Here is a 23340-nt window from a genome sequence, read left to right as displayed (position 1 = left end):
TCTTGCTCCTTTAGCCGAAGGTCACGTTGAGGATGATGACGAGCACCAGGGCGACACCCGCGACGGGCACGGGGCGCTTCCAGAACGGCGGCTTCGGTTCGCTGAGGTCCTCGAAGTCGGACTTCGGGGTCTCCGAATAGACGAGTCCGCGCAGCTCCGCGTCGGGCTTCGGCGTGGTGAACAGGGTGACGATCACGGACAGGACGATGTCGACGACGAACGCCGTGCTGGCCGCGAGGAATGCGGCTCCCTGACCGGGCAGATCGAGGACGCCGGTCTCGGCGAGGATGAACACGAACACGGCCGACAGCGTGCCGCCGACGAGCCCGACCCAACCGGCGGTCGCCGACATCCGCTTCCAGAACATGCCGAGGATGAACGTGGCGAACAGCGGGGCGTTGAAGAAGCCGAACAGCGTCTGCAGGTAGTCCATGAGGTTGGAGAAGTTGCCCGCGATGAGCGCCGTGAAGATCGCGACGACGCAGGCGCCGATCGTGGCCCAGCGGCCGATCTTCAGATAGTAGTCGTCCTCGCGGTCCTTGACCACGTACTGCTGCCACAGGTCGTAGCTGAAGACGGTGTTGAAGGCGGAGATGTTCGCGGCCATGCCGGCCATGAACGCGGCGAGGAGGCCGGCGATCGCCACACCGAGGAGGCCGTTGGGCAGGACTTCGCGCATGAGCAGCAGGAGCGCATCGTTGTATGTCACGCCCGTCTGTTCGAGCGCGGTCGCCTCGTCGATGTTGGCCGAGATCTCCTTGAACTGCGTCATCTGCGGAACGAGGACCGCGGCGATCATGCCGGGGATGACGACGATGAAGGGGATGAGCATCTTCGGGAAGGCGCCGATGATCGGGGTCAGGCGCGCGGCGTTGATCGACTTCGAAGCCATGGCGCGCTGGACCTCGACGAAGTTCGTCGTCCAGTAGCCGAAGGAGAGGACGAAGCCGAGGCCGAAGACGATGCCGACGACGGAGAGGACGGGGTTGGAGAACCCGGAGAGCTGTTCGCCGGGCCAGCTGCTCAGCTGTTCGGCGCCGAGCATTCCGTCATTGCTCACCTTGTCGACCAGTCCGTCCCAGCCGCCGACGCGGTTGAGGCCGATGAGGGTCAGCGGCAGAAGGGCTGCGACGATGACGAAGAACTGCAGCACTTCGTTGTAGATCGCCGCACTCAGCCCGCCGAGGGTGATGTAGGACAGGACGATGGCGGCGGCGACGATGAGCGTGATCCACAGCGGCCAGCCGAGCAGACGGTTGACGATCGTGCCCAGCAGGAACAGGTTGACACCGGCGATGAGCAGCTGTGCGACGGCGAAGGACAGCGCGTTGACGAGGTGAGCGCCCGTGCCGAAGCGTCTGCGCATGAACTCCGGAACCGACCGGACCTTCGAACCGTAGTAGAAGGGCATCATCACGACACCGAGGAACAGCATCGCCGGGACCGCGCCGATCCAGAAGTAGTGCATCGTCGGCATGCCGTACTGGGCGCCCGTGGCGGACATGCCCATGATCTCGACAGCGCCGAGGTTGGCCGAGACGAAAGCGAGACCCGTGACCCATGCAGGGAGGCTCCGTCCGGAGAGGAGGAACTCGATGCTCGAGGAGATCCCGCGTTTGGCGAACCACCCGATGCCGAGGACGAAGATGAAGTAGATCGCTATCAGCAGATAGTCGATCCACTGTGCGTCCAAGCGGATTGCTTCCAAGGTTCCTCCATATGCGTCAGTGCATGGCTTCAAATTGCGTCAATGCATGGATGCTTGTGGTGTGCGACACCCGAGTGGACACTTTAGAGGATTGTGAGCCTGATCGCTAGTGATCGAACCTGAACAGTTTTGATCGTTTGGTCGGCAGGTCAGACGACCTCGACCTCGACGCCTGCCTCACGCAGGGCCGTGAGCTCGGATTCTTCGCTCTTCGAGTCGGTGATGAGCTGGTGGATCTGCTCGGTCGGGACGGTGAGCACCGACGAGAGGAGCCCGACCTTCGTGTGATCGACGAGGGCGGTGACGCGCCCGGCTCCGGCAGCCATCGCCCGGTCCGTATCGGCGACGGGGAACGCGGGTGTCGACAGCCCGAAATCTGCCGCCAGCCCGTTGCCGGAGAGGAACACGGTATCGGCGCGCAGCTTGAGCAGCTGAGACACCGTGCCGCCACCGACGAAGGCCCGGATCGAATGGCGCAGCAGTCCGCCGACGACGATGACCTCATTGTCGGGGGAGGAGACCATGGCCTCGGCGACGAGCAGCGAATTCGTCACCACGCGCAGACCTGAGCGCGTGACGAGCTCCTTGGCCAGCAGCTCGGTCGTCGTCCCGGGGCCGAGTGCGACGACATCGCCGTTGCGCACCTGCGCCGCAGCGGCGTGAGCGATCGCCGTCTTCTCGGCCAGAGCCTGCTCGAGCTTCTCTGCATAACTCGACTCCCGCGCGCTCGAGGCAAGCACGGCGCCGCCGTGGGTGCGGATGAGTCTGCCCTCCTCGGCGAGCTGATCGAGGTCACGGCGGATGGTCACGGCCGAAGTGTCGAGCTTCTCCGACAGGGAGGTGATGGAGACGGCGCCGTCTCTCTCGATCGTGTCGACGATGATATTGCGTCTCTGAGCGGCGATCATGGGGCCATAGTACAGACAGCGGGCCCGGGAGAGAGATCTCCCGGGCCCGCGAATGGATCAGCTGCGCTCAGCCGCGCGCAAGCGCGTCGTTCAGCCGCGCACGAGTGCTTCGGTCAGCGCACGCGCGGCATCGATGACCGACTTCGCGTGCAGGCGACCGGGCTGGCGAGTCAGGCGGTCGACCGGTCCGGAGATCGAGACGGCCGCGACCACGCGATTGCTCGGCCCGCGCACGGGGGCCGACACCGAGGCGACGCCGCGCTCACGTTCGGCGATCGACTGCGCCCATCCTCGGCGACGGACACCGGAGAGCATGGTGGCGGAGAACCGGGCACCGCGCAGGCCCGTGTGCAGACGGTCCGGCTCCTCCCAGGCCAGCAGCACCTGAGCGGCGGAGCCGGCGCGCATCGACAGGGTCGCACCGATCGGCACGGAGTCGCGCAGACCAACCGGACGCTCGGCAGCGGCCACGCACAGGCGCAGATCGCCCTGGCGGCGGAAGAGCTGAGCGGACTCACCCGTCTGATCGCGCAGCTGTCCCAGAACAGGGCCGGCCGCAGCCAGCAGGCGATCCTCGCCGGCGGCCGAAGACAGCTCGGCCAGACGCGGCCCGAGGACGAATCGTCCCTGCAGATCGCGACCGACGATGCGGTGGAATTCGAGGGCGACAGCCAGGCGGTGGGCAGTGGGGCGTGCCAGTCCGGTCAGCGTCACCAATTCGGCGAGAGAGGCGGGTCCGGCCTCAAGTGCGGAGAGAACCATTGCGGCCTTGTCGATGACTCCGACGCCGCTACCATTGCTTGTCATAGGCACTATTGTGCGCGTCTCAGTGGGCGAGATGCAAGTTCGCATTGCGATACGGGCGAGTAGATTTCGAATACGCACTCACTCCAGTGCGCACTCAGCAGTTCATCGACGCGGTCGTACCTCGGCCCGTCAGGTCTACATCGGGTGCAGAGATCCCTGCACCGGCGGGAGGAACCATGCCACGCACATTGGCCGAGAAGGTCTGGGCCGATCACGTCGTCTCACAGGGTGAAGACGGTGCGCCGGACCTTATCTACATCGACCTGCACCTCGTCCACGAGGTGACCAGCCCGCAGGCCTTCGACGGACTCCGACTCGCCGGGCGCCCCGTGCGCCGCCCCGACCTCACCATCGCCACCGAGGACCACAACACCCCGACCTGGGACATCGACAAGCCGATCGCCGAGCCCACCTCGGCCACGCAGATCAACACCCTGCGTAAGAACGCAGAGGAATTCGGCATCCGCCTGCACAGCCTCGGCGACGCCGACCAGGGCATCGTCCACGTCGTGGGACCGCAGCTGGGCCTGACCCAGCCGGGCACCACCGTCGTCTGCGGCGACTCGCACACCTCCACCCACGGTGCCTTCGGAGCGCTCGCCTTCGGCATCGGCACCTCCGAGGTCGAACATGTGCTCGCCACGCAGACACTGAGCCTCAAGCCCTTCAAGACGATGTCGATCACCGTCGACGGCGACCTGCCCGAGGGGTCGAGCGCCAAGGACATCATCCTCGCCATCATCGCGAAGATCGGCACCGGCGGGGGACAGGGCTACGTCCTCGAATACCGCGGTTCGGCCATCCGCCAGCTGTCGATGGAAGCGCGGATGACGATCTGCAATATGTCGATCGAAGCCGGCGCCCGCGCCGGAATGGTCGCCCCCGATGAGACGACCTTCGAATACGTCAAGGGCCGCCCGCACGCCCCCGAAGGTGCTGACTGGGACGCCGCCGTCGAGTACTGGAAGACCCTCTACACCGACGAAGGCGCGGAATTCGACGCCGAGGTCGTGCTCAAGGCCGAAGACATCGAACCCTTCGTCACCTGGGGCACGAACCCCGGCCAGGGCCTGCCGCTGTCGGCAAGCGTACCCAGCCCCGACGACTTCACCGACGAGAACGACAAAGCCGCCGCGGCCAACGCGCTGGCCTATATGGGCCTGACCCCGGGCACGCCGCTGCGCGAGATCGAAGTCGACACCGTCTTCCTCGGCTCCTGCACGAACTCCCGGATAGAAGACCTCCGGGCCGCCGCCGAGGTGGTCCGCGGACGCAGGAAAGCCGACAACGTCCGCTTCATGGTCGTCCCCGGCTCCGCGAAGGTCCGCCTCCAGGCCGAAGAAGAGGGCCTCGACGTCATCTTCAAGGACTTCGGCGGCGAATGGCGCTTCGCCGGCTGCTCGATGTGCTTAGGGATGAATCCGGACCAGCTGGCAGAAGGCGAACGCTGCGCCTCGACCTCGAACCGCAACTTCGAAGGCCGCCAGGGCAAGGGCGGACGCACCCACCTCGTGTCCCCGCTCGTGGCTGCAGCCACCGCGGTGCGCGGTACCCTGTCCTCACCGGGCGACGTCGCCGACCTGCCGCGGGATGCCGAACCCGTGGAATGGGCCGACAGCCGCCTGTCCCTGAACCTGACACCCGTCTCGGCGAACGACTGAAGAAGGAGGACGAGCCATGGAAGCTTTCACCACCCACACCGGCACCGGCGTTCCTCTGCGCCGATCCAACATCGACACCGACCAGATCATCCCCGCCAAGTTCCTCAAGCGCGTCACCCGCACCGGCTTCGAGGACGCCCTGTTCTACCGCTGGCGGTCGAACGACGACTTCGTCCTCAACGACCCCGACTTCGCGAACGGCTCCGTCCTCGTCGCCGGCCCCGACTTCGGCACCGGATCCTCCCGCGAACACGCCGTCTGGGCGCTCAAGGACTACGGCTTCCGCGTCGTCCTGTCCTCGCGCTTCGGCGATATCTTCCGCGGCAACTCCGGCAAGGAGGGCCTGCTGGCCGCCCAGCTGGAACAGGCCGACATCGAACTCATCTGGAAGATCCTCGAGAACCACCCCGGCACATCGATCACCGTGGATCTCAATGAGAAGACCGTGACGTGCGACACCGTCACCGTATCCTTCCAGATCGACGACTACACGCGCTGGCGCCTCCTCGAAGGCCACGACGACATCAGCCTCACCCTGGCCAAGGAAGACGAGATCGTCGCCTACGAATCCTCCCGCTTCGCCTTCAAACCCACGACCCTGCCCGCTAAGGTCTGACCCTCACCGCGGCAACCCAGCGCCACGATCCGACCTCCGCCGAGGCGGCCCACCGAAACGCTCGAACGCGACCTCGGGGCCACCTCGGCGAATGGGTGGGAGACCGTCGGCTGGGTTAGTCTAGGACGGTGCCCGCGGCAATCAGCGGGCACCGTCTCCGGGTGGAATCCTGCCCGGATCCGATCATCGGAATCAGGGAGGAACATGCTCGAAGTACGTGGGGGAAATCCGCTGGACGGCACCGTCCGAGTCCGCGGCGCCAAGAATCTGGTGCCCAAGGCGATGGTGGCCTCTCTGCTCGGTGAGACCCCGTCCGTGCTGCGCGGTGTGCCCCAGATCCGCGACGTCGAGATCGTCACCGGACTCCTCGAACTCCACGGAGTGCGTGTCACCTCCGGTCCCGACGGTGACCTGACCGACGGTGAACTCCACCTCGATCCGGCCGATGTGGCTTCGGGGTCCATCGTCGACATCGATGCCCATGCCGGTTCCTCCCGTATCCCGATTCTCTTCTGCGGTCCGCTGCTGCACAGCCTCGGTCAGGCATTCATCCCCGACCTCGGCGGCTGCCATATCGGCGACCGCCCCATCAACTTCCACCTCGATGTGCTCCGCAAGTTCGGAGCCGAGGTCGATAAGACCCCCGGCGGCATCATGCTCAAGGCCCACAGCCGCCTGCAGGGCACCAAGGTCGAACTGCCCTATCCCTCCGTCGGAGCCACCGAACAGGTGCTGCTGACCGCGGTGCGCGCCGAAGGCGTCACCGAGCTGCGGGGCGCGGCCATCGAGCCCGAGATCATGGATCTCATCGCTCTGCTGCAGAAGATGGGCGCGATCATCACCGTCGACACCGACCGTGTGGTGCGCATCGAAGGTGTCGACACCCTCCGCGGGTTCATCCACCGCGCCCTGCCCGACCGCAATGAGACCGCGTCCTGGGCCTCGGCGGCTCTGGCCACCGGCGGAGACATCTTCGTCGAAGGCGCCAGCCAGCCTGAACTCATCACCTTCCTCAACGTCTTCCGCAAGATCGGCGGCGAATTCGATGTGCAGGAGTCCGGCATCCGCTTCCGCCACCCTGGCGGCAAACTCCGGTCCTTTGCCCTCGAGACCGACGTGCATCCAGGCTTCATGACCGACTGGCAGCAGCCGCTGGTCGTCGCGATGACTCAGGCCGAAGGGCTGTCGATCATCCACGAGACCGTGTATGAGAACCGGTTCGGCTTCACCGACGCCCTGCGCGATATGGGTGCGCAGATCCAGCTCTACCGCGAATGCCTCGGCGGCACTCCCTGCCGCTTCGGCCGTCGGAACTACCAGCACTCGGCCGTCATCTCCGGACCCACCGACCTCAAGGGCACCCGCATCGACGTTCCCGATCTGCGCGGCGGCTTCAGCCACCTCATCGCCGCCTTGGCCGCTCAGGGCACGAGCGAGGTCCACGGCATCGAACTCATCAACCGCGGCTACGAGAACTTCCTCGACAAGCTCACCGGTCTCGGTGCCGAGGTCTCTGTATGAGCCGGGTGACCGAACCGGAGGCGAACGACCACGATCTCGTCTCCTTCGACCCCGCAGCGGTGCGTTCCCAGAACCGCGCAGGCACCGTCGCGGCCACGGCGGCTTTCGGACTCATGCGCACGGCCACGAAGATGAGCATACGGGGCGTCGAGAACCTGCCGCCGGCCGGCACGGGTATGATCGCCGCCGCCTACCACGCCAACCACCTCGACCCGATCCTCGTGGGACTGGCCCTGAAGCGCAACGGCCGGATGCCGCACTTCCTCGCGAAGTCGACGCTGTTCACAGGGGTGCTCGGCAAGATCCTCAAGACCATCGGGCAGATCCCAGTGCTGCGCGCCTCGGCGCAGGCCGGAGACTCCCTCGAGTACGCGAAGGACGCCCTGGCCCACGGCCAGACCGTCGTCATCTACCCCGAGGGCACGCTGACGAAGGACCCGGAGCTGTGGCCTCAGCACTTCAAGACCGGCACCGCCCGGCTGGCGCTGGAGACCGGAGCCCCGATCATCCCCGTCGCCCACTGGGGACTGAACACGATCTACCCGCGCGGACAGAAGAAGTTCCGCTTCCGCCCCTTCAGCCACGACACGGTCGTGGCGTTCGGTCCCGCAGTCGACTATTCGGATCTGTGGGATCACCGGGATGAGAGGAAGACGCTGGGAGACCTCTCCCAGCGTGTGAAGAACACCGTGGCGGCGATGGTGGCCGAACTGTCCGAACGCGAACTGCCGCAGCGTTTCACGAGCAAGGAGTCAGGCGAATGAGCGTCGACAAGATCACCGTCCTCGGAGCCGGATCGTGGGGAACCACCTACGCCGCAGTCATCGCCGACGCCGGCTTCCCCGTCACCCTGTGGGCACGACGCCCCGAGGTCGCCGACGAGATCAACTCCACCCACACCAATGAGCGCTACCTGGGTGAGCGCACCCTGCCCGAGGGGCTGAGCTCGACCGACGACGACATCGCCGCCGTCACCGATGCCGATGTCATCGTCCTCGCCGTCCCCGCCCAGACCCTGCGCGAGAACCTCACCCGGTGGAAGCCGCACCTGAAGCGCGGAGTGAAGCTCGTGAGCCTGATGAAGGGCATCGAGGTCGACACCGGCAAACGCATGTCCGAGGTCATCGCCGAGGTCGCCGAGGTCGACGAATCCCAGATCGCCGTCGTCTCCGGCCCGAACCTCGCCCGCGAGATCGCCGACCGGCAGCCCACCGCCACCGTCGTCGCGTCCTCCGACATCACCACCGCCGAGGTGGTCGCGGAGATCAGCGCGAACGCGTACTTCCGCCCGTATACGAACACCGATGTCGTCGGCGTCGAGATCGGCGGTGCGATCAAGAACATCATCGCCCTGTCCGTGGGCATCGCCGACGGACAGAAGCTCGGCGACAACTCGAAGGCCTCGATCATCACCCGCGGGCTCGCTGAAACCTCTCGCCTGGCCGCAGCCATGGGCGCCGAAGCACACACTCTGTCCGGGCTCGCCGGACTCGGCGACCTCGTGGCGACCTGCGCCTCACCCCTGTCGCGCAATCGCACCTTCGGACGCCACCTCGGTGAGGGGATGAGCCTCGAGGACGTCATCGCCCACACCTCCCAGACAGCCGAAGGCGTGAAGTCCGCTCCCGCCGTCCTGGCACTCGGCCGCCGCAACGGCGTCGACCTGCCCATCACCGAGGCGGTCTGCGCGGTGCTGGGCGGAAAACTGCAGGTTGACGAACTCGCCGGATTGCTGTTGTCTCGAAAACGTAAGCACGAAGGACCACCGGCCTGAGCCGAACGACTCAGGCCACCCGCTGGAAAATTAGGAGCACACATGAGCGCCAACTCACCGTTCTTCAACCTTCCCGAACTTCCGACCTTCACGCTGACCAGCACCGACATCGAAGACGGTGGGGTGCTCACCGGCCCTCAGCTCTCCGGTGCCATGGGCGTGCCCGGCGGTGAGGACGTCTCCCCACAGCTGTCCTGGTCCGGATTCCCCGAGGAGACCAAGGCCTTCGCCGTGACCTGCTACGACCCCGACGCACCGACGGGTTCGGGCTTCTGGCACTGGGTCGTCACCGACCTCGACGCCTCCGTGACGAGCCTGGAGACCAACGCCGGTGACCCGGCCGCCGACCTCCTGCCCGGCGGAGCCGTGACTCTGCGCAACGATGCCGGCGAACCCCGCTTCGTCGGAGCCGCCCCACCGGAGGGTCACGGACCGCACCGCTACTTCTTCATCGTCACCGCCCTGGCCGAACCGCTGGGCATCGACGAATCCGCATCACCGGCCTTCGCCGGCTTCAACATGTTCTTCAAGGGCATCGGACGAGCGTGGCTGGAATGCACGTTCGAGGCCAAGTGAGCTAAAGTCTTTCAGTCCGCGCACACCTGAAGCGGTGTGCGCACCCCGCGTCCGACCCCAGTTCGCGGGAGTACCACTTCAGCAAGGAAACTCATGGCAGACAACGATCACCGGCCCCTTGTCGCAGTCCTCTTCGGAGGCCGTTCGAGCGAGCACTCCGTCAGCTGCGTCACGGCGGCCGGAGTGATCGGTGCCATCGACACCACTGCCTTCGACGTCCTGCCGATCGGCATCACGAAGACCGGCGTGTGGCGGGTCGTCGACGACTGGGCGAGCATGCGCTTCGATCCGCAGGCCATGCCCGAAGTCACCGACAACGGCACCGAGGTGATCCCACCGGTCTCCGCCGACGGGGCACCGCTGCTGCACCGCGACGCCGAGGGCAACTACACCGAACTGGGTTCGGTCGACGTGTTCTTCCCGCTCCTGCACGGACGCTTCGGTGAGGACGGAACCCTGCAGGGACTGTTCGAACTCAGCAGCACCGCCTTCGTCGGCTCCGGAGTGTTCTCCTCCGCAGCGAGCATGGACAAGCACTACACGAAGTCACTCATGGCCCACGCCGGAGTCCCCACCTGCCCGTGGGAGCTCGTGACCGAGACGATGTGGGCCGCAGACCGCGCGGAGGCGGAGAGCCGTGTGTCAGGGCTCGGCCTGCCCGTGTTCGTCAAGCCCGCCCGCGCCGGATCGTCCATGGGCGTCAGCCGCGTCGCCGAGGCGGCCGACCTCGAAGCCGCGCTGCTCGGGGCGTTCGAACACGACTCCAAGGTCATCGTCGAACCCGAGGTCAGCGGTCGTGAGGTCGAATGCGCCGTGCTCGGCTCCGTCTTTGACACGGATCTGCGCGTGTCCAAGCCGGGGGAGATCCGGGTGAGCGGAGACCACTCCTTCTATGATTTCGACGCCAAGTACCTCGACCTCGCTGCTGCAGAGGTCACCTGTCCGGCCGATCTCGACGAGACGGTGACAGCCCGGGTTCAGGAAGTGGCCGCCTCGGTGTTCCGTCTCTTCGACTGCACCGGGCTCGCCCGCGTCGACACCTTCGTCACGGATTCCGGGGACGTCGTCGTCAACGAACTCAACACCCTGCCCGGGTTCACCCCCACCTCGGCGTACCCATTCATGTGGGCGCAGTCGGGGCTCGAGTACTCCGAGCTCATCGGGGAACTCATCTCGATCGCTCTGATCGATCACTCCCGCGCGAAGTGAGCTGGTAGGCGGCGGAGTCGCCACGGGCGCTGCGAACCAAGCGCGGACGTCGTGGGCAGGCTCTAGCCGGCGATGTCCTCGGCGCCGACGCACTCGTTCTCCGGAGGGAACTTCGACAGGGTCGGTGAGATCGCGGCGAGCACGTCATTGCCTGACTCGGCCTTGCGGTTGACGAGCACCTCGACGGCCGGCGTGCGCCCGTAGCTGGTGAACCTCCACGTCGAATCATCGTCCTCGACCGGCTTCGAGATCCAATCGACCCCGGACACGCTCACGCACTGATCCGTCGTCGGCCCGGGAGGAGTGACTCCGCAGCGCAGCACCGCGACGTTGGGATCGCCCCAGGCCTTCGTGCCCTGCGAGGAGGTCGTACGTGCCTTCTCACCCGAGATCTCATCCGGCAGGGTGAGCAGGATGTCGGCACACTTCGGATCCGCCGCATCCTTGGCCGGTTCGACGATGACGGTGCGCGAACATCCGGTCACCGCGAGACCCGTGACCACCGCGGCCAGGGCGACGAAGGTGAGAGAACGACGACGGTGCGCGGGACGCGGAGAACGGCGCGTCGAAGCAGGGCGAGATCTCATAGGACTACCGTATCTCCCGATAACCTGGAGCCATGACCCGACTGTCCGAACTTGGCGAATCACACATCGTCTCCCGCCTGCTCACCCGCAACCCCGAGCCCGCGCACGTGATCGTCGGACCCGGAGACGATGCGGCGGTGACCGCACCGGAGGGTCGACTCGTCTCGACCGCGGACATGCTCGTGGAGAACGAGGACTTCACCCGCGACTGGTTGGACTGGGAGCTGCTCGGACGCAAGGCCGCGGCCCAGAATCTTGCCGATGTCTGCGCCATGGGCGCGGTCCCGCACGGACTGCTCGTGTCCCTGGCCGTTCCCGATGACACGGATATCGCCGACCTCGAAGCGCTGTACTCCGGGCTCTTCGACGAAGCGGAGCGGGCAGGTGCCGCGTTGGAGTGCACGGTGCCGATCATCGGGGGCGATCTGTCGTCATCGACACTCATTGTCATCGCCATCACCGCACTCGGAACGGTGCCGGAGGGTTCCGCGATTCTGCGTTCCGGTGCCCAGCCCGGGGATTCTCTCTATCTGGCCGGGACGGTCGGACAGGCGGCCGCCGGGCTCGACCTGCTCTTCGCTGGCTTGCGACGCGAGACCGCCGGCCCGGAACTGAGTCCCCTCATCGAGACTCAATTGGCCCCACGGCCGGACTACGGTGCACTGCGGACGATCAGCGCGTCTGCGATGATCGACGTCTCCGACGGACTCAGCCTCGACCTCGCCCGGGTGGCGACCGCCTCGGGGGTGGGCATCGAGCTCGATAGGGCTCTGCTGGCCGACCTCATCGGCACGCTGCTGCCGGCGGCCGAATTCGTGCTCGATGCGCGGGCGGCGAATGGGACGGCTGCGACAGCGGAGGATCTGGCCCTGTCCTGGGTCCTCGACGGGGGAGAGGACCACGGCTTCGCCGCGTCTGCGCCGTCGCGTCCGGCCCCTGGAGTAGGCTGGCGGAGAATCGGACGGGTCCGCACCGGACACGATGTCAGCCTCGACGGCACACCCGTGCCGGCGAGCGGTTTCAGCCATTTCGGGAAGTGACATGAGCAACGCCATCAGCCTCAACGGTCGTCTGGCCGCACGCTGGGCCCGCCGCGCCGTCGACCGGCTGCGCAAGGAGCGCACCGAGATCGACGAGCTCAACGTCTTCCCCGTCCCCGACGGCGACACCGGCACGAACATGTACCACACCCTGCGTGCCGCCTACCTCGCAGTGGAAGAGCTCACCGGACCGGTCACCCTCCCGCACGTCATCGCGGCACTCGCTGCCGGAGCCGGACGCGGCGCCCGGGGCAACTCCGGACTCATCCTCGCCGTCGCCCTGCAGGGAGTCGCCGATGCCCTGGCCGGAGTCACCGTCGCCACCGCCGACGCGATGGCCACCGCCCTGGAGACCGCGTCCGACCGTGCCCGGGCCGCCGTCGCCCGTCCCGTCGACGGCACCATGCTCACCGTCCTCGACGCCATGGCCACCGAAGCCCGTGAGCGCGCCGACGACGGAGCAGACCTGCTCGAGGTCATCGCGGCCGTGCGGGAACGCTCCCGATCCGCCCTGCGTGAGACCACCGGACAGCTCACCGTGCTGCGCGAGGCCGAGGTCGTCGACGCCGGATCGACGGGAATCGTCGAACTCTTCGACCTCCTCTACGCCACCGTCACCGGCCGCACACCGCAGGATTCGATGCTCGCCGAGGTGGCCCGCGCACCGAAGATCATCCACGAAGCCACCGCCGACGAACTCGAGATCGTCGCCGTCCTCGCCACCGAACCCACCGACTCGCTCGGCGACGAACTCGACCGCCTCGGCGGAACCTCCATCGTCATCAACGCGGCCAAGGTCCACGTCCATGTCGCCGACGAAGCGACCGCCGCGACCGTCATCGACCGCCTCGGCGAGTTTGGGATCGCTCGGCTCGATATGGAAGACCTGCGCATGCACGAGGAGGAGGGCGAGACGAAGCTCATCGCCCTGGTCAAGGGCACGGGACTGCTCATGCACACCGCGCTCAACGGAGCCACGGCGCTGACCCCGGTGGTGGGGGACCTGTTCGAGACGATGTCCGAACTCATCGCCGCCGAGGACCGGGCGGTCATCGTCATCCCCAGCTCCACCTCGGCGCTGAAGTCCCTGACCGGGCTGGGCGCGTATGTCGTGCGCTCCCGCAACGTCGCCACCCTGCTCTCGGCCCTGGCCGTCTACGATCCCTTCGCACCGGCGGGGGAGATCTTTGCGGACATGACCGAAGCGGCCGCGGGCACCAGGGTGGGCACGATCTACTCGGCCGATCAGCTCGCCTCCGACCCGCCGACAGGGATGCTGCCGGTCGTCCATGAGGATGGGGAAGTCCGCGCGGCGGCTGGTGCAGGTTTCGGGCAGGGCACGGGTTCTGGTCTGGTCACGGCTGTGGCGGCTCATCCGGCGCAGTTCTACCGGGTGTTCATCGAGGGCAGAGCGAAGACTCAGAGCACGGAGCTGCGGACCTTGGTCGAGAAGCTCGCCGATCGGCTGCTCGGGGCCGGGGGAGAGCTGCTCACCGTCGTCCACGGACCCGACTGCGCACCGGAGGTCCTCGACCATCTGCGGGACTGGATCCAGAAGTCACATGGGACCGTCCACTTCCAGGACATCGATGCCAGAGACCCCGGGGTGCTCGTGATCATGGGGGTCGAATGACGACCCGTCTCGAAGACAACTTCCGCAAGGCCGACCGCACTCACCTCTCCAAACGCGGGGTGTATACGGTCACCGACCTGTTGCGTTTCTTCCCCCGGCGCTACCTTGTGCCCGGGGAGCGCACGGAACTCGGCGAACTGCCTCTGGGAGAGACCGCCATCATCCAGGCCGAAGTCATCCGGGTGGAGACGCGGCGGATGAAGCAGCGGAAAGGCACCATCACCGAGGTCATCGTCCACGACGGGAAGCAGTCGATGAAGATCGCGTTCTTCAACCAGTACTGGTTGGAGAAGTCGCTGAAGCCGGGGCTGACCGTCGTCTTCGGCGGCAAGGTCGAATCGTTCCGCGGGCAGCTGACCCTGGCGTCGCCGGTGTGGCTCAACCGCACCGAGGATGACCACGAATGGACTCCCGAGGACCTCAATTCCCCGTTCCCCATCTACCCTGCCGTCAAGGGCATCGCGCAGTCCCGGTTGTGGAGTTCGATCAAGACCCTGCTCACCGTCGCCGGGGACGAAGAGTTCGAGGACCCGCTGCCGAAAGGGCTGCGGGAGGCCCACGAACTCCCGGATCTGCGCACCGCGCTCGAGGACATGCACCGGCCGCGGAAGATCGAGGATGTCGAACGGGCCCGGCTGCGGTGGAAGTGGGAGGAAGCGCTCGCCCTGCAGACCGAATTCGCCTCCCGCAAGGCGACTTTGGCCGCGGAGAAGGCGACACCGCTGCTCACCCAAGGGGCGAAGAGCCGCCGCTTCGATGACGACCTGCCCTACACCCTCACCGCCTCCCAGGTCCGGGTCGGCGAGGAGATCGCCGAGGACATGGCCGCCGATCGGCCGATGCACCGGCTCCTGCACGGTGACGTCGGTTCCGGTAAGACCCTCGTGGCTCTGCGGGCCATGCTCACCGCGGTCGATTCTGGTGCCCAGGCCGCGATGCTCGCCCCCACCGAGGTGCTCGCCGCTCAGCATTTCCATTCCATCCAGAGCCTCCTCGACGAACAGATGGCGCTGTCGCCGCTGCTCTCCGACGACGATCAGGTGACGGTGGCTCTGATGACCGGGTCGATGCCTGCGAAGGACCGTCGTGAACTCGCCCTCGACCTCGTCACCGGGAACATCGACATCGTCGTCGGCACGCATGCGCTGCTGTCGGCGTCGACGATGTTCGCCGACCTCGGTCTCATCGTCGTCGATGAGCAGCACCGCTTCGGTGTCGAACAGCGTGAGGCGATGCGCGCCAAGGGCGGGGAGACGACCCCGCATACTCTCGTGATGTCGGCGACTCCGATTCCGCGCACGGTGGCGATGACGGTCTTCGCCGACCTCGATATCTCGACGCTCGACGAGATGCCGGCGGGTCCGAAGGACATCGCCACGCATGTGGTGCCGATCGTCGACCAACCGAACTGGTATGCCCGGGTGCGGGAGCTCATGCGACAGACCGTCGAAGACGGGAGGGGAGTCTTCGTCGTCTTCCCGCGGATCGAACCGATGGACATCGAAGATCCGGAATCCGGGGAGGCGCTCGGTCAGAAGCAGGGGATCGAAGACATCACGCGGAAGCTGCAGGAGACCCCGGAGCTTTCCGGCAAGAAGTTCGGCCTGCTGCACGGGCGGATGTCCGCCGCGGAGAAGGACCGGGTGCTCGCGGACTTCGTCAGGGGCGATATCGAGATTCTCGTCTCGACGACGGTCATCGAGGTCGGCGTCGATGTCGCGCGGGCCACGATGATGGTCATCATCGAAGCCGAGAACTTCGGCGTCGCTCAGCTGCACCAGCTGCGTGGACGCGTCGGCCGTGACGGCAGCTCGGCCATGTGCTTCCTGCTCACCGAGATGAGCGAGACGGACGAGAGCTACGGGAGGCTGCAGGCCGTGGCCGAGACTCTGGACGGGTTCGCCCTGGCCGAATACGACCTCGACGCCCGGGGCGAAGGCGATGTGCTCAGCGGGTCCCAGTGGGGCGGATCCTCACTGCGGCACCTGTCGATCCTCCGCGACTCCGAGATCGTGGCCGAAGCGAAGACGATCGCCGAGCAGATCGTGACCATCGACCCGACTCTTGAAGCGGTGCCTGCACTCAAGGCCTTCATCAGGCGCGTCCTGCCCGAGGACGACGCCCACTTCATCGAGGCAGGCTGAGGAGACAGACATGAGAATCATCGCCGGAGCGCACAAAGGGGCCAGACTGACCTCCCCGTCGGGGGCGAATACCCGGCCGACGTCCGACCGTGTCAAGGAATCATTGTTCTCCATGCTCGACGGCTACGGAGTGCTGCAGGCCGCGAATGTCCTCGACCTCTTCGCCGGTTCCGGTGGCCTTGGCTTCGAAGCGATGTCCCGGGGCGCCGCGCAGGTCGATTTCGTCGATTCCTCCCTGGCCTCGTTGCGAGCCCTGGAATCCAACGCGGACAAGCTCGGCCTCGATCACTCCGCGACGGTCCACGCCGGGGACGTGCTCCACTTCCTGTCCGGACTGCCCGGACCCAGCCACCCGGAGTCACGGGTCTTCGACCTCGTGTTCATGGACCCGCCCTACCCGCTGGGTGAGGACGCGGTCACGCAGATCCTCAGCCGGCTGAGCACGCACTTGGACATGGAGTCCATCGTCGTCGTCGAACGCGCCGCACGCTCGCCGGAGCCGACGATGCCGGAGGGCCTCGAAGTCTTCCGGGCGAAGACCTTCGGCGAGACTGCGATCCACTTCGTCCAGCTCGTCGGGGAGCCTGACTCGGACCAGCCCGCGGCTGACTAGAGCACGCTGGAGAGGAACGAGCGGGTGCGCTCGTGCTGCGGGTTGTTGAAGATCTGGTCCGGCGGACCCTCTTCGAGCACCTGACCGCCGTCGAACATCATCACACGGTGTGAGACATCGCGGGCGAACTGCATCTCGTGCGTGACCAGCAGCATCGTGATGTCCGTAGTCTCGGCGATATCGCGCAGCACTCCGAGCACGTCTCCGACAAGCTCGGGGTCGAGGGCCGAGGTGACCTCGTCGAGGAGGAGGATCTCCGGGCTCATCGCCAGTGCACGGGCGATCGCCACGCGCTGCTGCTGACCGCCGGAGAGGCGAGTCGGATGAGCATCGGCCTTGTCGGCCAGGCCCACCCGTTCGAGCAGCTCCTTGGCTTCCTTGCTCGCTTCGGCCTTGGACTTGCCGAGCACATGGACGGGCGCTTCGATGATGTTCTCGAGCACAGTCATGTTCGGGAACAGGTTGAACTGCTGGAAGACCATGCCGATGCGCGTGGTCATCTCACGCGTGCGCTTCTTCGGCAGCTCGACGCGTTTGCCGTCGCGCTCTTCGAAGGTCAGCGGTTTCCCGTCGACATAGATATATCCGCCGGTGAGTTCTTCGAGGGTCATCACCAGGCGCAGGATCGTCGTCTTGCCCGAACCGCTGGGTCCGATGAGGGTGACGCGTTCGCCGGGAGCTACCGTGAAGTTGAGATTCTTGAGCACGGTGGTCGGCCCGAAGCTCTTCTCCACGTCTTTGAACTCGATCGCCGGGGTCGCCGAGGCGGACGGTGCAGTGGGGGTGTTCTCAGTAGGAGGCAAGGCGTCGATCCAATCTCTGAATGAGCAGTGAGGTCGGGTAGCTGGCGATGAGGAAGATGATTCCCGCCAGAGTGAAGGCTTCCGTGTAGGCGAAGGTCGATCCGCCGAATTCCTTCGCCGCGGTGACGAGCTCGACGACGGAGATCGCGAACAGGAATGGGGTGTCCTTGAACATCGCGACCGCGTAATTGCCCAGCGACGGAATGGTCGCCCGCAGAGCCTGCGGCAGCACGATCGCGGTGAAGGTGCGCACCGGCGGCAGCGACAGCGCAGTAGCGGCCTCGAACTGGCCCGGCGGCACCGAGTCGATCCCGGCCCGGTAGCTTTCGGACATGTACGTCGAATAGTGGATGCCGATGACGATGAAGCCGATGACGAGCGCAGGCACATTGACCAGACCCGGAATGTCGGCGAACGCGTAGTAGACGAACAGCAGCTGGACGACCAGCGGAGTGTTGCGGATGAACGCCACGATGAGGCGGACGAGCCAATTGATCCAGCGTGGCAGACCACGGATGGCCACGGCCAGGATGAGGCCGAGGATGGCGGCGATGACGGTGCCGACGACGGTGGCGATGAGAGTGTTGACGAACCCGCGGAGCAGGATCGGCAGCGCCTCGGCGGCGAATTCCCAATTCCACATCAGAGGTCACCTGCCTTCGCGCGTGCCGCATCGGCCCGGGCCGTGTGCCTGGCCTCGCGACGATCGGTGCGCGAGTTCGGGCGTCTGCGGCCCAGAGCGGCGGTGGCCCTGCGTTCGAGGAAGTTCATGAACTCCTGGAGCAGCCACGCCAGTGCGAAGTAGATGAGGAGGCTGATCGAATAGGCGAACATCGTGTCGCCGGTCGCCTGGCGCAGCTGTTCGGTCTTGTCGGTGAGGTCGGAGAGCGTGATGAAGGAGACGACCGCCGTGCCCTTGAGCAGCTGGATGAGCAGCGTCGCCAAGGACGGAATCATCAGTGCCCACGCCTGCGGGAAGATCACGCGGATCATGCGGCGGGTGGGGGAGAGGCTCAGCGCGATCGCAGCCTCCCACTGGCCGGGGGCCACTGTCTTGATCGACGAGCGGACCACCTCGGCGGAATAGGCTCCGTAGTTCAGTGCCAGAGCAGCGACACCGCAGGCCATGGGGTCGAAATCGACGCCGAGGAGCGGGAGAACGTAGAACAGCCAGAAGAGCTGCACGAGCAGCGAGGTGCCGCGGAAGAACTCGACCACGATGCGGGCCGGAACGCGCAGCCAGGCGCTCGGCGACGTCATCGTCAGACCGAGGATGAGGGCGATGATGACGGCGCCGATGCTGCCGGCCACCGTGAGGATGATGGTTGTCTGAACTCCCTCCCACACCTGTGGGAGGAAGTTCAGCAACGTCGTGACATTGTCATTCATGGTGCTTGGGAGGAACCGACTCAGGAATCAGCGGTGGGAAGTTCGCCCTTGCACAGCTGATCGGTCGTGATCGAACCGTCGGGGCGCTCTTCCTTCGTGAATCCGTAGTCGCCGACGACGTCGAGGTAGGCCTTCTCGTCGGAGACGATCTTCTCCAGGCCCTTGTTCCATTCGTCGCGCAGTTCCTCGTCATCGCTGCGGAATACCGTGGCACCGGCACCGACCTGCGGCACTCCGTCGATCTCCTGGACGAAGGAATCGCTGACCTCGACACCGGAGTCCTCGCTGTTCTTCGCCATCCAGTTGAGCGAGATGGCGGTGAGCGCGAAGACATCGGCGCGACCGGTGGTCACGGCGTCCATGCCGTCCTGCGGGGTGCCGACCTGCTGGGTCTTGATGCCGAGGTCCTTGGCGTAGTCGGATTCGATGGCGCCGGTCATGGTGGCGAGCTTGACGCCCTTCTCCTTGACGTCGTCGAGATTCTTCATCCCGTCGAGCTTGCCTTCCTTGGTCATCAGGGCAGTGGTGTACATGAACTCGGGGTCACCGAAGGACGCCTGTTCGCAGCGGTCGGGCAGGATCGACATGCCGGCCGAGATCGCATCGAAGCGATCGGCATTGAGGCCGGGGATGAGAGAGCCGAACTCGGTGTTGACGCCTTCGACGTCCTCGACGCCGAGCTCCTTGAACACGGCTTTCGCCAGAGCGACCGACGCTCCTTGGAGTTCGCCGCCCTCTTCGAAGCTGTACGGGGCTTCACCAGCGAAGCCGACAGAGATCTTTCCTTCGTCGATGGCCTTCTGCAGAGCGGACTCGTCGGAGTCGCTTCCGCCGCAGGCACCGAGAGTCAGCGTCAGCGCGAGAATCGATGTCGCGGCGGCCAGTCCTTTGAGTTTCATGTGCTGTTCCTTCCTTGAACGTCGACACATCAACGTGACGTGCGTCTCTGGAACAGTATTCAATACTTATGTTGTCCGAATGTCACACTGTCTGACAACGTTATATGATCGTGACCGTGACGAATCCTCCGACTTCCGAGCTCCCGGTGCTGCGCAAAGTGGTCCGCGCTTCGACGATCGACCTCATCGTCGACCAGATCCGCAACGCCATCTATTCCGGTTCGCTCGAGCCCGGTCAGTCGATCAACGAGGTGCGCACGGCCGAGCTGCTCGAGGTGTCGCGACCGTCCCTGCGGGAGGCTCTGCAGCGTCTCATCAGCGAAGGCGTGATGACGCATGCTCCCGGACGTGGCGTGCATGTGCGGAGGATGCGCACCGCAGACATCGACGACGTCTACGCCGTTCGCGAGGCGACCGAATCTCAGGCGGTCAAGCTCATCGTCCGGCAGGGGCGGTCCACGTCACGGATCCGCCAGGCGCTGCGGGAGCTCGAACACGCCATCGAGGAAAACGTTGCGCGCACGATCGGCGATGCCGACCTCAACTTCCACCACGCGATCGTCGCGTGCTCCGGATCGGCGCGGCTGACCGACCTCATGAAGGTCTCAATGGTCCACACCCGGCTGCTGTCGCTGTCCGATCAGCGCGGCTACGAGGTCCGGTGCGACCTCATCGACAGCCACCGCAAACTCGCCGAGGCGGTCGCCGCCGGTGACGAACCCCGTTCGCTGGCGATCGTCGCCCGGATCATGGCCGAAGCGGCCTCGCGTCTGCACGGACCCGAAGACGGTTTCGAAGCTCAGGTGGTCAAAGGCCACGACGACGAGACACCCGCCGACGATCAGTGGCTGCAGCTGCGTGAGCGTCCGAACGATACGATGAGGGCATGAAGGTCGTCTGCCCCGGTTCCTATGACCCGATCACCATGGGTCATCTCGATATCATCGCCCGCAGCTCTCGGATGTTCGAAGAGGTCGTCGTGGCGGTCGTCCACAACCCCTCGAAGTCCGGTCGCTTCGACCCGGAGGTCCGCGCGGACCTCATCCGCCGTTCCCTGGCCGACGACGAACGCACTCGGGAGGCGCGCAACGTCACGATCGACCTTGTGCCGGGAGGCCTCCTCGTTGACTACTGCGCGAAGATCGGCGCTCCCGCCGTCGTCAAGGGATTGCGTTCGGGCACCGACTTCGCCTACGAACTGCCGATGGCCCTGATGAACAAGCACCTGACCGAACTCGAGACGATCTTCGTCCCCGGCGATCCGAAGTTCGAACACGTCTCCTCCTCACTCATCAAGGAAGTCCACGCGAACGGCGGAGACATCGAAGGCCTCGTCCCCACCTCGGTGCTGGCGGCCCTGCAAGGCGATGCCGCCGTCGACGACGGCGCCCGCTGAGGGATGGGCCCGGCAACTCCAGCGAACCGGGCCTGGTTCCCAGGCCTCGTCATCCACACCGTGCTCGCGCACGCCACCTACAACGGCGTCCGCGTTCTCATCTCCTACCGAACCCTCGAACTCGGCGGAACGGGAGTCGTCCTCGGCCTGATGACGGCCGTGTACTCCCTCGTTCCGCTGCTCACCGCTCTCTTCGTCGGCCGCCTCGTCGATCGGGGCTACGCCACCGCGGTGCTGTGGACGGGGACAGTGCTGTCGGTGCTGCCCGTCGCGCTTGCGGCCGTGGCGCCCAACCTCGGCGTGCTCCTCATCGCCACGATGAGCCTCGGCGTCGGGCAGCTGCTGACCACGGTCGCCTCCCAAGCGCTCATCCCGCAGAGCTTCCCGGCGGCGCAGATGACCTCGAAGTTCGGCCACCTCACCCTCGGCGTCTCGATCGGCCAGACCGTCGGACTGCCCCTGGCGGGAATGGTCGCCGATGCCACCTCCGGCGATACGGCAATCACGAACGCGCTGTGGTTCATGACCGCGGTCTCCGCGCTCACTCTCATCGCTGCCGTCATCGTCATGCTCCGCGGCAGGACTCCGCACGTCTCCCGCGCCGACGCGGCCGAAGGCGCACAGTCGCCGTGGGCGCTGCTGTCGCTGCGGGGGATGAAGCCGGCGATCTTCGCGTCCATGGCCACGCTCGCCGCCGTCGACCTGATGACCGCCTACCTGCCGCTCATCGGTCAGCAGAACGGACTGTCGGTGACCACGGTGACGTGGCTGCTCGCACTGCGCACCCTTGCCTCGGTGATCTCACGGCTCTTCATCGGAAGCCTCACGGCCAGGTGGCGGGACCTGTCTCTGTTGTGGACCGCCTCGGCGATGGCCGGCATCAGCGTCGTCCTCATCCCCGTGTTCAGCCAGCCGTGGATGCTCGGTGTGCTGCTCACGGTCGCTGGGTTCTGCTTCGGGCTCACCCAGCCGCTGACCATGTCCTGGGTGTCCGCGCTGGCCGATGCGAAGAATCGGGCTGCGGTGCTCTCGATCCGCTTGGCGGGCAACCGACTCAGCCAGGTCGCCATCCCATCGGCCGCCTCGGCGCTCACGGTGGTCGCCGGCTCCGGGATCGTGTTCACGATGTCCGGGGCGCTGCTCATCATCGCCGGGGGAGTGACCTGGCGCAATCATCACGAACGATGGTGACGAGGAACGGTGGTGGTGACGAGGAACACTGGCGGTGCGGTTCCGGATCGATTGGTAATGGCCGCCCAAGATGATTAGAATGGTGAGTCGCGTGTGAACGCAGGAGCGACATCCTCAAACGCACCAGGAGGACAGGGCATGAAGAACAGATCTGAATTCGTCTATGATCTCAGATCCATGGGATTGCTCGGTCAGCCGGGTGAGTGGGAACGGGTGAACACCACCTTGTCGGCTCCAGCGGATCTCAAGATCGAAGTGATCGGGGTTGCGGAAGGTTCACCACTGACGCTCGAGCTGATGTTCGAGAGTGTGTCGGAGGGGATCTACGTGTCGGGGACAGTCTCGGCGACGGCCCGCGGCGAAGACGCGAGGACGCTCGAACCCATCGAGCTGCCTATAGATGTGGACATCCAGGAGATGTACGTCTATGAGCAGGCCGAAGGGGACGAGGACTCCTACGTCATCGACCGGGATCAGCTCGACCTCGAGCCCGCGATCAGAGACGCCGTCGTGATGGCTCTGCCGTTCAATCCCTCACGGGATGAGAGCGAGGAGTTCAGCTACACCCTGGGGGAGGACCTCGAGGTGGACGAGGACGAATCCGAATCGCCGTTCGCATCATTGAAGAATCTGTTGGAAGAGAAGAAAGAGAGCTAGACGTGGCTGTTCCGAAGCGTAAATTGTCGCGCAGCAACACCCGCCACCGTCGTTCGCAGTGGAAGGCCAAGGCTCCGAACCTGGTCAAGACTGTGGAGAACGGTCGCGTTGTGTACTCGCGCCCCCACCAGGCCAAGGTCGTCGAAGACGCAGCCGGCACCCCGCTGTACCTCGAGTACAAGGGCCGCAAGGTCGCTGACGTCTGAGA

24 protein-coding genes are annotated in these 23340 nt (G+C 65.7%); 16 read left to right on the top strand and 8 right to left on the bottom strand.

Annotated elements, in window-relative coordinates; genetic code table 11:
* Window positions 1-10: 10 nt before the first annotated feature.
* The 3 genes from GUY30_RS11475 to GUY30_RS11465 form a co-directional block, all read right to left on the bottom strand.
* Complete coding sequence (locus GUY30_RS11475) at window positions 11-1708, bottom strand: sodium:solute symporter family protein (protein ID WP_167197559.1); 1698 nt, start codon at window positions 1706-1708, stop codon at window positions 11-13.
* A 149-nt stretch (window positions 1709-1857) separates the two neighbouring features.
* Window positions 1858-2616: a DeoR/GlpR family DNA-binding transcription regulator gene (locus GUY30_RS11470; RefSeq protein ID WP_167197556.1), complete on the bottom strand. Its 759-nt coding sequence runs from the start codon at window positions 2614-2616 to the stop codon at window positions 1858-1860.
* 90 nt (window positions 2617-2706) lie between these two features.
* A complete protein-coding gene (locus tag GUY30_RS11465) occupies window positions 2707-3423 on the bottom strand; it encodes an IclR family transcriptional regulator (protein WP_025777351.1) in 717 nt (238 codons plus the stop codon).
* 176 nt (window positions 3424-3599) lie between these two features.
* On the opposite strand from GUY30_RS11465, the gene leuC reads away from it, so the two are divergent.
* The 7 genes from leuC to GUY30_RS11430 all read left to right on the top strand — a co-directional run bounded on the left by leuC (window position 3600) and on the right by GUY30_RS11430 (window position 10780).
* Window positions 3600-5084 carry a 3-isopropylmalate dehydratase large subunit gene (leuC, locus tag GUY30_RS11460; RefSeq protein WP_167197553.1) on the top strand — a complete coding sequence of 495 codons (1485 nt, stop codon included), beginning with the start codon at window positions 3600-3602 and terminating at the stop codon, window positions 5082-5084.
* A gap of 16 nt (window positions 5085-5100) precedes the next feature.
* Window positions 5101-5700: a 3-isopropylmalate dehydratase small subunit gene (gene leuD / locus GUY30_RS11455; RefSeq protein WP_167197550.1), complete on the top strand. Its 600-nt coding sequence runs from the start codon at window positions 5101-5103 to the stop codon at window positions 5698-5700.
* 204 nt (window positions 5701-5904) lie between these two features.
* Complete coding sequence (murA, locus tag GUY30_RS11450) at window positions 5905-7221, top strand: UDP-N-acetylglucosamine 1-carboxyvinyltransferase (RefSeq protein ID WP_167197547.1); 1317 nt, start codon at window positions 5905-5907, stop codon at window positions 7219-7221.
* Window positions 7218-7985, top strand: coding sequence for a lysophospholipid acyltransferase family protein (locus GUY30_RS11445; RefSeq protein ID WP_167197544.1), 768 nt, complete (start codon window positions 7218-7220; stop codon window positions 7983-7985). The genes murA and GUY30_RS11445 overlap by 4 nt, the downstream gene beginning before the upstream one ends.
* Window positions 7982-8995, top strand: coding sequence for an NAD(P)H-dependent glycerol-3-phosphate dehydrogenase (locus GUY30_RS11440; RefSeq protein WP_167197541.1), 1014 nt, complete (start codon window positions 7982-7984; stop codon window positions 8993-8995). The genes GUY30_RS11445 and GUY30_RS11440 overlap by 4 nt, the downstream gene beginning before the upstream one ends.
* Before the next feature lie 42 nt (window positions 8996-9037).
* A complete protein-coding gene (locus tag GUY30_RS11435; protein ID WP_167197538.1) occupies window positions 9038-9571 on the top strand; it encodes a YbhB/YbcL family Raf kinase inhibitor-like protein in 534 nt (177 codons plus the stop codon).
* A gap of 93 nt (window positions 9572-9664) precedes the next feature.
* On the top strand, window positions 9665-10780 hold the full coding sequence (locus GUY30_RS11430) for a D-alanine--D-alanine ligase family protein (RefSeq protein ID WP_167197535.1): 1116 nt from the start codon (window positions 9665-9667) through the stop codon (window positions 10778-10780).
* A gap of 62 nt (window positions 10781-10842) precedes the next feature.
* On the opposite strand, the gene GUY30_RS11425 is transcribed toward GUY30_RS11430, so the two are convergent.
* Window positions 10843-11367, bottom strand: a complete 525-nt coding sequence (locus GUY30_RS11425) for a DUF3515 domain-containing protein (RefSeq protein ID WP_167197532.1) — start codon at window positions 11365-11367, stop codon at window positions 10843-10845.
* A gap of 32 nt (window positions 11368-11399) precedes the next feature.
* Here GUY30_RS11425 and thiL point away from each other — a divergent pair, with 32 nt between their 5' ends.
* The 4 genes from thiL to rsmD are packed head-to-tail and all read left to right on the top strand — an operon-like array spanning window position 11400 to window position 16797.
* Window positions 11400-12407 (top strand): thiamine-phosphate kinase, encoded by a 1008-nt coding sequence (gene thiL, locus GUY30_RS11420; RefSeq protein ID WP_167197530.1) that lies wholly within the window; start codon window positions 11400-11402, stop codon window positions 12405-12407.
* 1 nt (window position 12408) lies between these two features.
* The gene (locus GUY30_RS11415; RefSeq protein ID WP_167197527.1) at window positions 12409-14040 is read left to right on the top strand and encodes a DAK2 domain-containing protein; all 1632 of its coding nucleotides are present in this window, start codon (window positions 12409-12411) and stop codon (window positions 14038-14040) included.
* Complete coding sequence (locus GUY30_RS11410) at window positions 14037-16184, top strand: ATP-dependent DNA helicase RecG (RefSeq protein WP_167197524.1); 2148 nt, start codon at window positions 14037-14039, stop codon at window positions 16182-16184. The genes GUY30_RS11415 and GUY30_RS11410 overlap by 4 nt, the downstream gene beginning before the upstream one ends.
* A 10-nt stretch (window positions 16185-16194) precedes the next feature.
* A complete protein-coding gene (gene rsmD / locus GUY30_RS11405) occupies window positions 16195-16797 on the top strand; it encodes a 16S rRNA (guanine(966)-N(2))-methyltransferase RsmD (RefSeq protein ID WP_167197520.1) in 603 nt (200 codons plus the stop codon).
* Here the strand turns inward: rsmD and ehuA are convergent.
* The 4 genes from ehuA to ehuB are packed head-to-tail and all read right to left on the bottom strand — an operon-like array spanning window position 16794 to window position 19888.
* Window positions 16794-17600 (bottom strand): ectoine/hydroxyectoine ABC transporter ATP-binding protein EhuA, encoded by an 807-nt coding sequence (gene ehuA, locus GUY30_RS11400; RefSeq protein ID WP_167197517.1) that lies wholly within the window; start codon window positions 17598-17600, stop codon window positions 16794-16796. The genes rsmD and ehuA overlap by 4 nt on opposite strands.
* Entirely contained in the window at window positions 17587-18243 is a 657-nt protein-coding gene (ehuD, locus tag GUY30_RS11395) for an ectoine/hydroxyectoine ABC transporter permease subunit EhuD (RefSeq protein WP_167197514.1), read from the bottom strand. Before ehuD ends, ehuA begins: the two co-directional genes overlap by 14 nt.
* The gene (gene ehuC, locus GUY30_RS11390) at window positions 18243-18989 is read right to left on the bottom strand and encodes an ectoine/hydroxyectoine ABC transporter permease subunit EhuC (RefSeq protein ID WP_167197511.1); all 747 of its coding nucleotides are present in this window, start codon (window positions 18987-18989) and stop codon (window positions 18243-18245) included. Before ehuC ends, ehuD begins: the two co-directional genes overlap by 1 nt.
* A 20-nt stretch (window positions 18990-19009) precedes the next feature.
* On the bottom strand, window positions 19010-19888 hold the full coding sequence (gene ehuB / locus GUY30_RS11385; RefSeq protein WP_101544591.1) for an ectoine/hydroxyectoine ABC transporter substrate-binding protein EhuB: 879 nt from the start codon (window positions 19886-19888) through the stop codon (window positions 19010-19012).
* Window positions 19889-20004: 116 nt separating this feature from the next.
* Here ehuB and GUY30_RS11380 point away from each other — a divergent pair, with 116 nt between their 5' ends.
* From GUY30_RS11380 to rpmF, 5 genes are all read left to right on the top strand, one after another.
* On the top strand, window positions 20005-20778 hold the full coding sequence (locus tag GUY30_RS11380) for a GntR family transcriptional regulator (RefSeq protein ID WP_167197508.1): 774 nt from the start codon (window positions 20005-20007) through the stop codon (window positions 20776-20778).
* Entirely contained in the window at window positions 20775-21284 is a 510-nt protein-coding gene (coaD, locus tag GUY30_RS11375; protein WP_167197504.1) for a pantetheine-phosphate adenylyltransferase, read from the top strand. Before GUY30_RS11380 ends, coaD begins: the two co-directional genes overlap by 4 nt.
* A gap of 3 nt (window positions 21285-21287) precedes the next feature.
* On the top strand, window positions 21288-22475 hold the full coding sequence (locus GUY30_RS11370) for an MFS transporter (RefSeq protein WP_167197501.1): 1188 nt from the start codon (window positions 21288-21290) through the stop codon (window positions 22473-22475).
* Window positions 22476-22568: 93 nt separating this feature from the next.
* Window positions 22569-23132 (top strand): YceD family protein, encoded by a 564-nt coding sequence (locus tag GUY30_RS11365; RefSeq protein ID WP_228281272.1) that lies wholly within the window; start codon window positions 22569-22571, stop codon window positions 23130-23132.
* Window positions 23133-23134: 2 nt separating this feature from the next.
* A complete protein-coding gene (gene rpmF, locus GUY30_RS11360) occupies window positions 23135-23338 on the top strand; it encodes a 50S ribosomal protein L32 (RefSeq protein ID WP_025777330.1) in 204 nt (67 codons plus the stop codon).
* Window positions 23339-23340 lie beyond the last annotated feature (2 nt).

The organism is Brevibacterium pigmentatum (genome assembly GCF_011617465.1).
GTDB classification, from domain to species: Bacteria; Actinomycetota; Actinomycetes; order Actinomycetales; family Brevibacteriaceae; genus Brevibacterium; species Brevibacterium pigmentatum.
Note: the sequence above shows the minus strand (reverse complement) of the source record. Positions and strands in the feature narration are given on the sequence as shown.

Excerpts from the sequence above, each read along its gene's own strand:
- GUY30_RS11370 (WP_167197501.1), top strand. The coding sequence starts at position 21,288 with ATGGGCCCGGCAACTCCAGCGAACCGGGCCTGGTTCCCAGGCCTCGTC.
- GUY30_RS11465 (WP_025777351.1), bottom strand. The coding sequence starts at position 3,423 with ATGACAAGCAATGGTAGCGGCGTCGGAGTCATCGACAAGGCCGCAATG.
- GUY30_RS11430 (WP_167197535.1), top strand. The coding sequence starts at position 9,665 with ATGGCAGACAACGATCACCGGCCCCTTGTCGCAGTCCTCTTCGGAGGC.
- GUY30_RS11425 (WP_167197532.1), bottom strand. The coding sequence starts at position 11,367 with ATGAGATCTCGCCCTGCTTCGACGCGCCGTTCTCCGCGTCCCGCGCAC.
- coaD (WP_167197504.1), top strand. The coding sequence starts at position 20,775 with ATGAAGGTCGTCTGCCCCGGTTCCTATGACCCGATCACCATGGGTCAT.
- GUY30_RS11470 (WP_167197556.1), bottom strand. The coding sequence starts at position 2,616 with ATGATCGCCGCTCAGAGACGCAATATCATCGTCGACACGATCGAGAGA.
- ehuD (WP_167197514.1), bottom strand. The coding sequence starts at position 18,243 with ATGTGGAATTGGGAATTCGCCGCCGAGGCGCTGCCGATCCTGCTCCGC.
- rsmD (WP_167197520.1), top strand. The coding sequence starts at position 16,195 with ATGAGAATCATCGCCGGAGCGCACAAAGGGGCCAGACTGACCTCCCCG.
- thiL (WP_167197530.1), top strand. The coding sequence starts at position 11,400 with ATGACCCGACTGTCCGAACTTGGCGAATCACACATCGTCTCCCGCCTG.
- GUY30_RS11445 (WP_167197544.1), top strand. The coding sequence starts at position 7,218 with ATGAGCCGGGTGACCGAACCGGAGGCGAACGACCACGATCTCGTCTCC.
- GUY30_RS11440 (WP_167197541.1), top strand. The coding sequence starts at position 7,982 with ATGAGCGTCGACAAGATCACCGTCCTCGGAGCCGGATCGTGGGGAACC.
- GUY30_RS11435 (WP_167197538.1), top strand. The coding sequence starts at position 9,038 with ATGAGCGCCAACTCACCGTTCTTCAACCTTCCCGAACTTCCGACCTTC.
- GUY30_RS11410 (WP_167197524.1), top strand. The coding sequence starts at position 14,037 with ATGACGACCCGTCTCGAAGACAACTTCCGCAAGGCCGACCGCACTCAC.
- leuD (WP_167197550.1), top strand. The coding sequence starts at position 5,101 with ATGGAAGCTTTCACCACCCACACCGGCACCGGCGTTCCTCTGCGCCGA.
- ehuB (WP_101544591.1), bottom strand. The coding sequence starts at position 19,888 with ATGAAACTCAAAGGACTGGCCGCCGCGACATCGATTCTCGCGCTGACG.
- murA (WP_167197547.1), top strand. The coding sequence starts at position 5,905 with ATGCTCGAAGTACGTGGGGGAAATCCGCTGGACGGCACCGTCCGAGTC.
- leuC (WP_167197553.1), top strand. The coding sequence starts at position 3,600 with ATGCCACGCACATTGGCCGAGAAGGTCTGGGCCGATCACGTCGTCTCA.
- ehuC (WP_167197511.1), bottom strand. The coding sequence starts at position 18,989 with ATGAATGACAATGTCACGACGTTGCTGAACTTCCTCCCACAGGTGTGG.
- GUY30_RS11415 (WP_167197527.1), top strand. The coding sequence starts at position 12,409 with ATGAGCAACGCCATCAGCCTCAACGGTCGTCTGGCCGCACGCTGGGCC.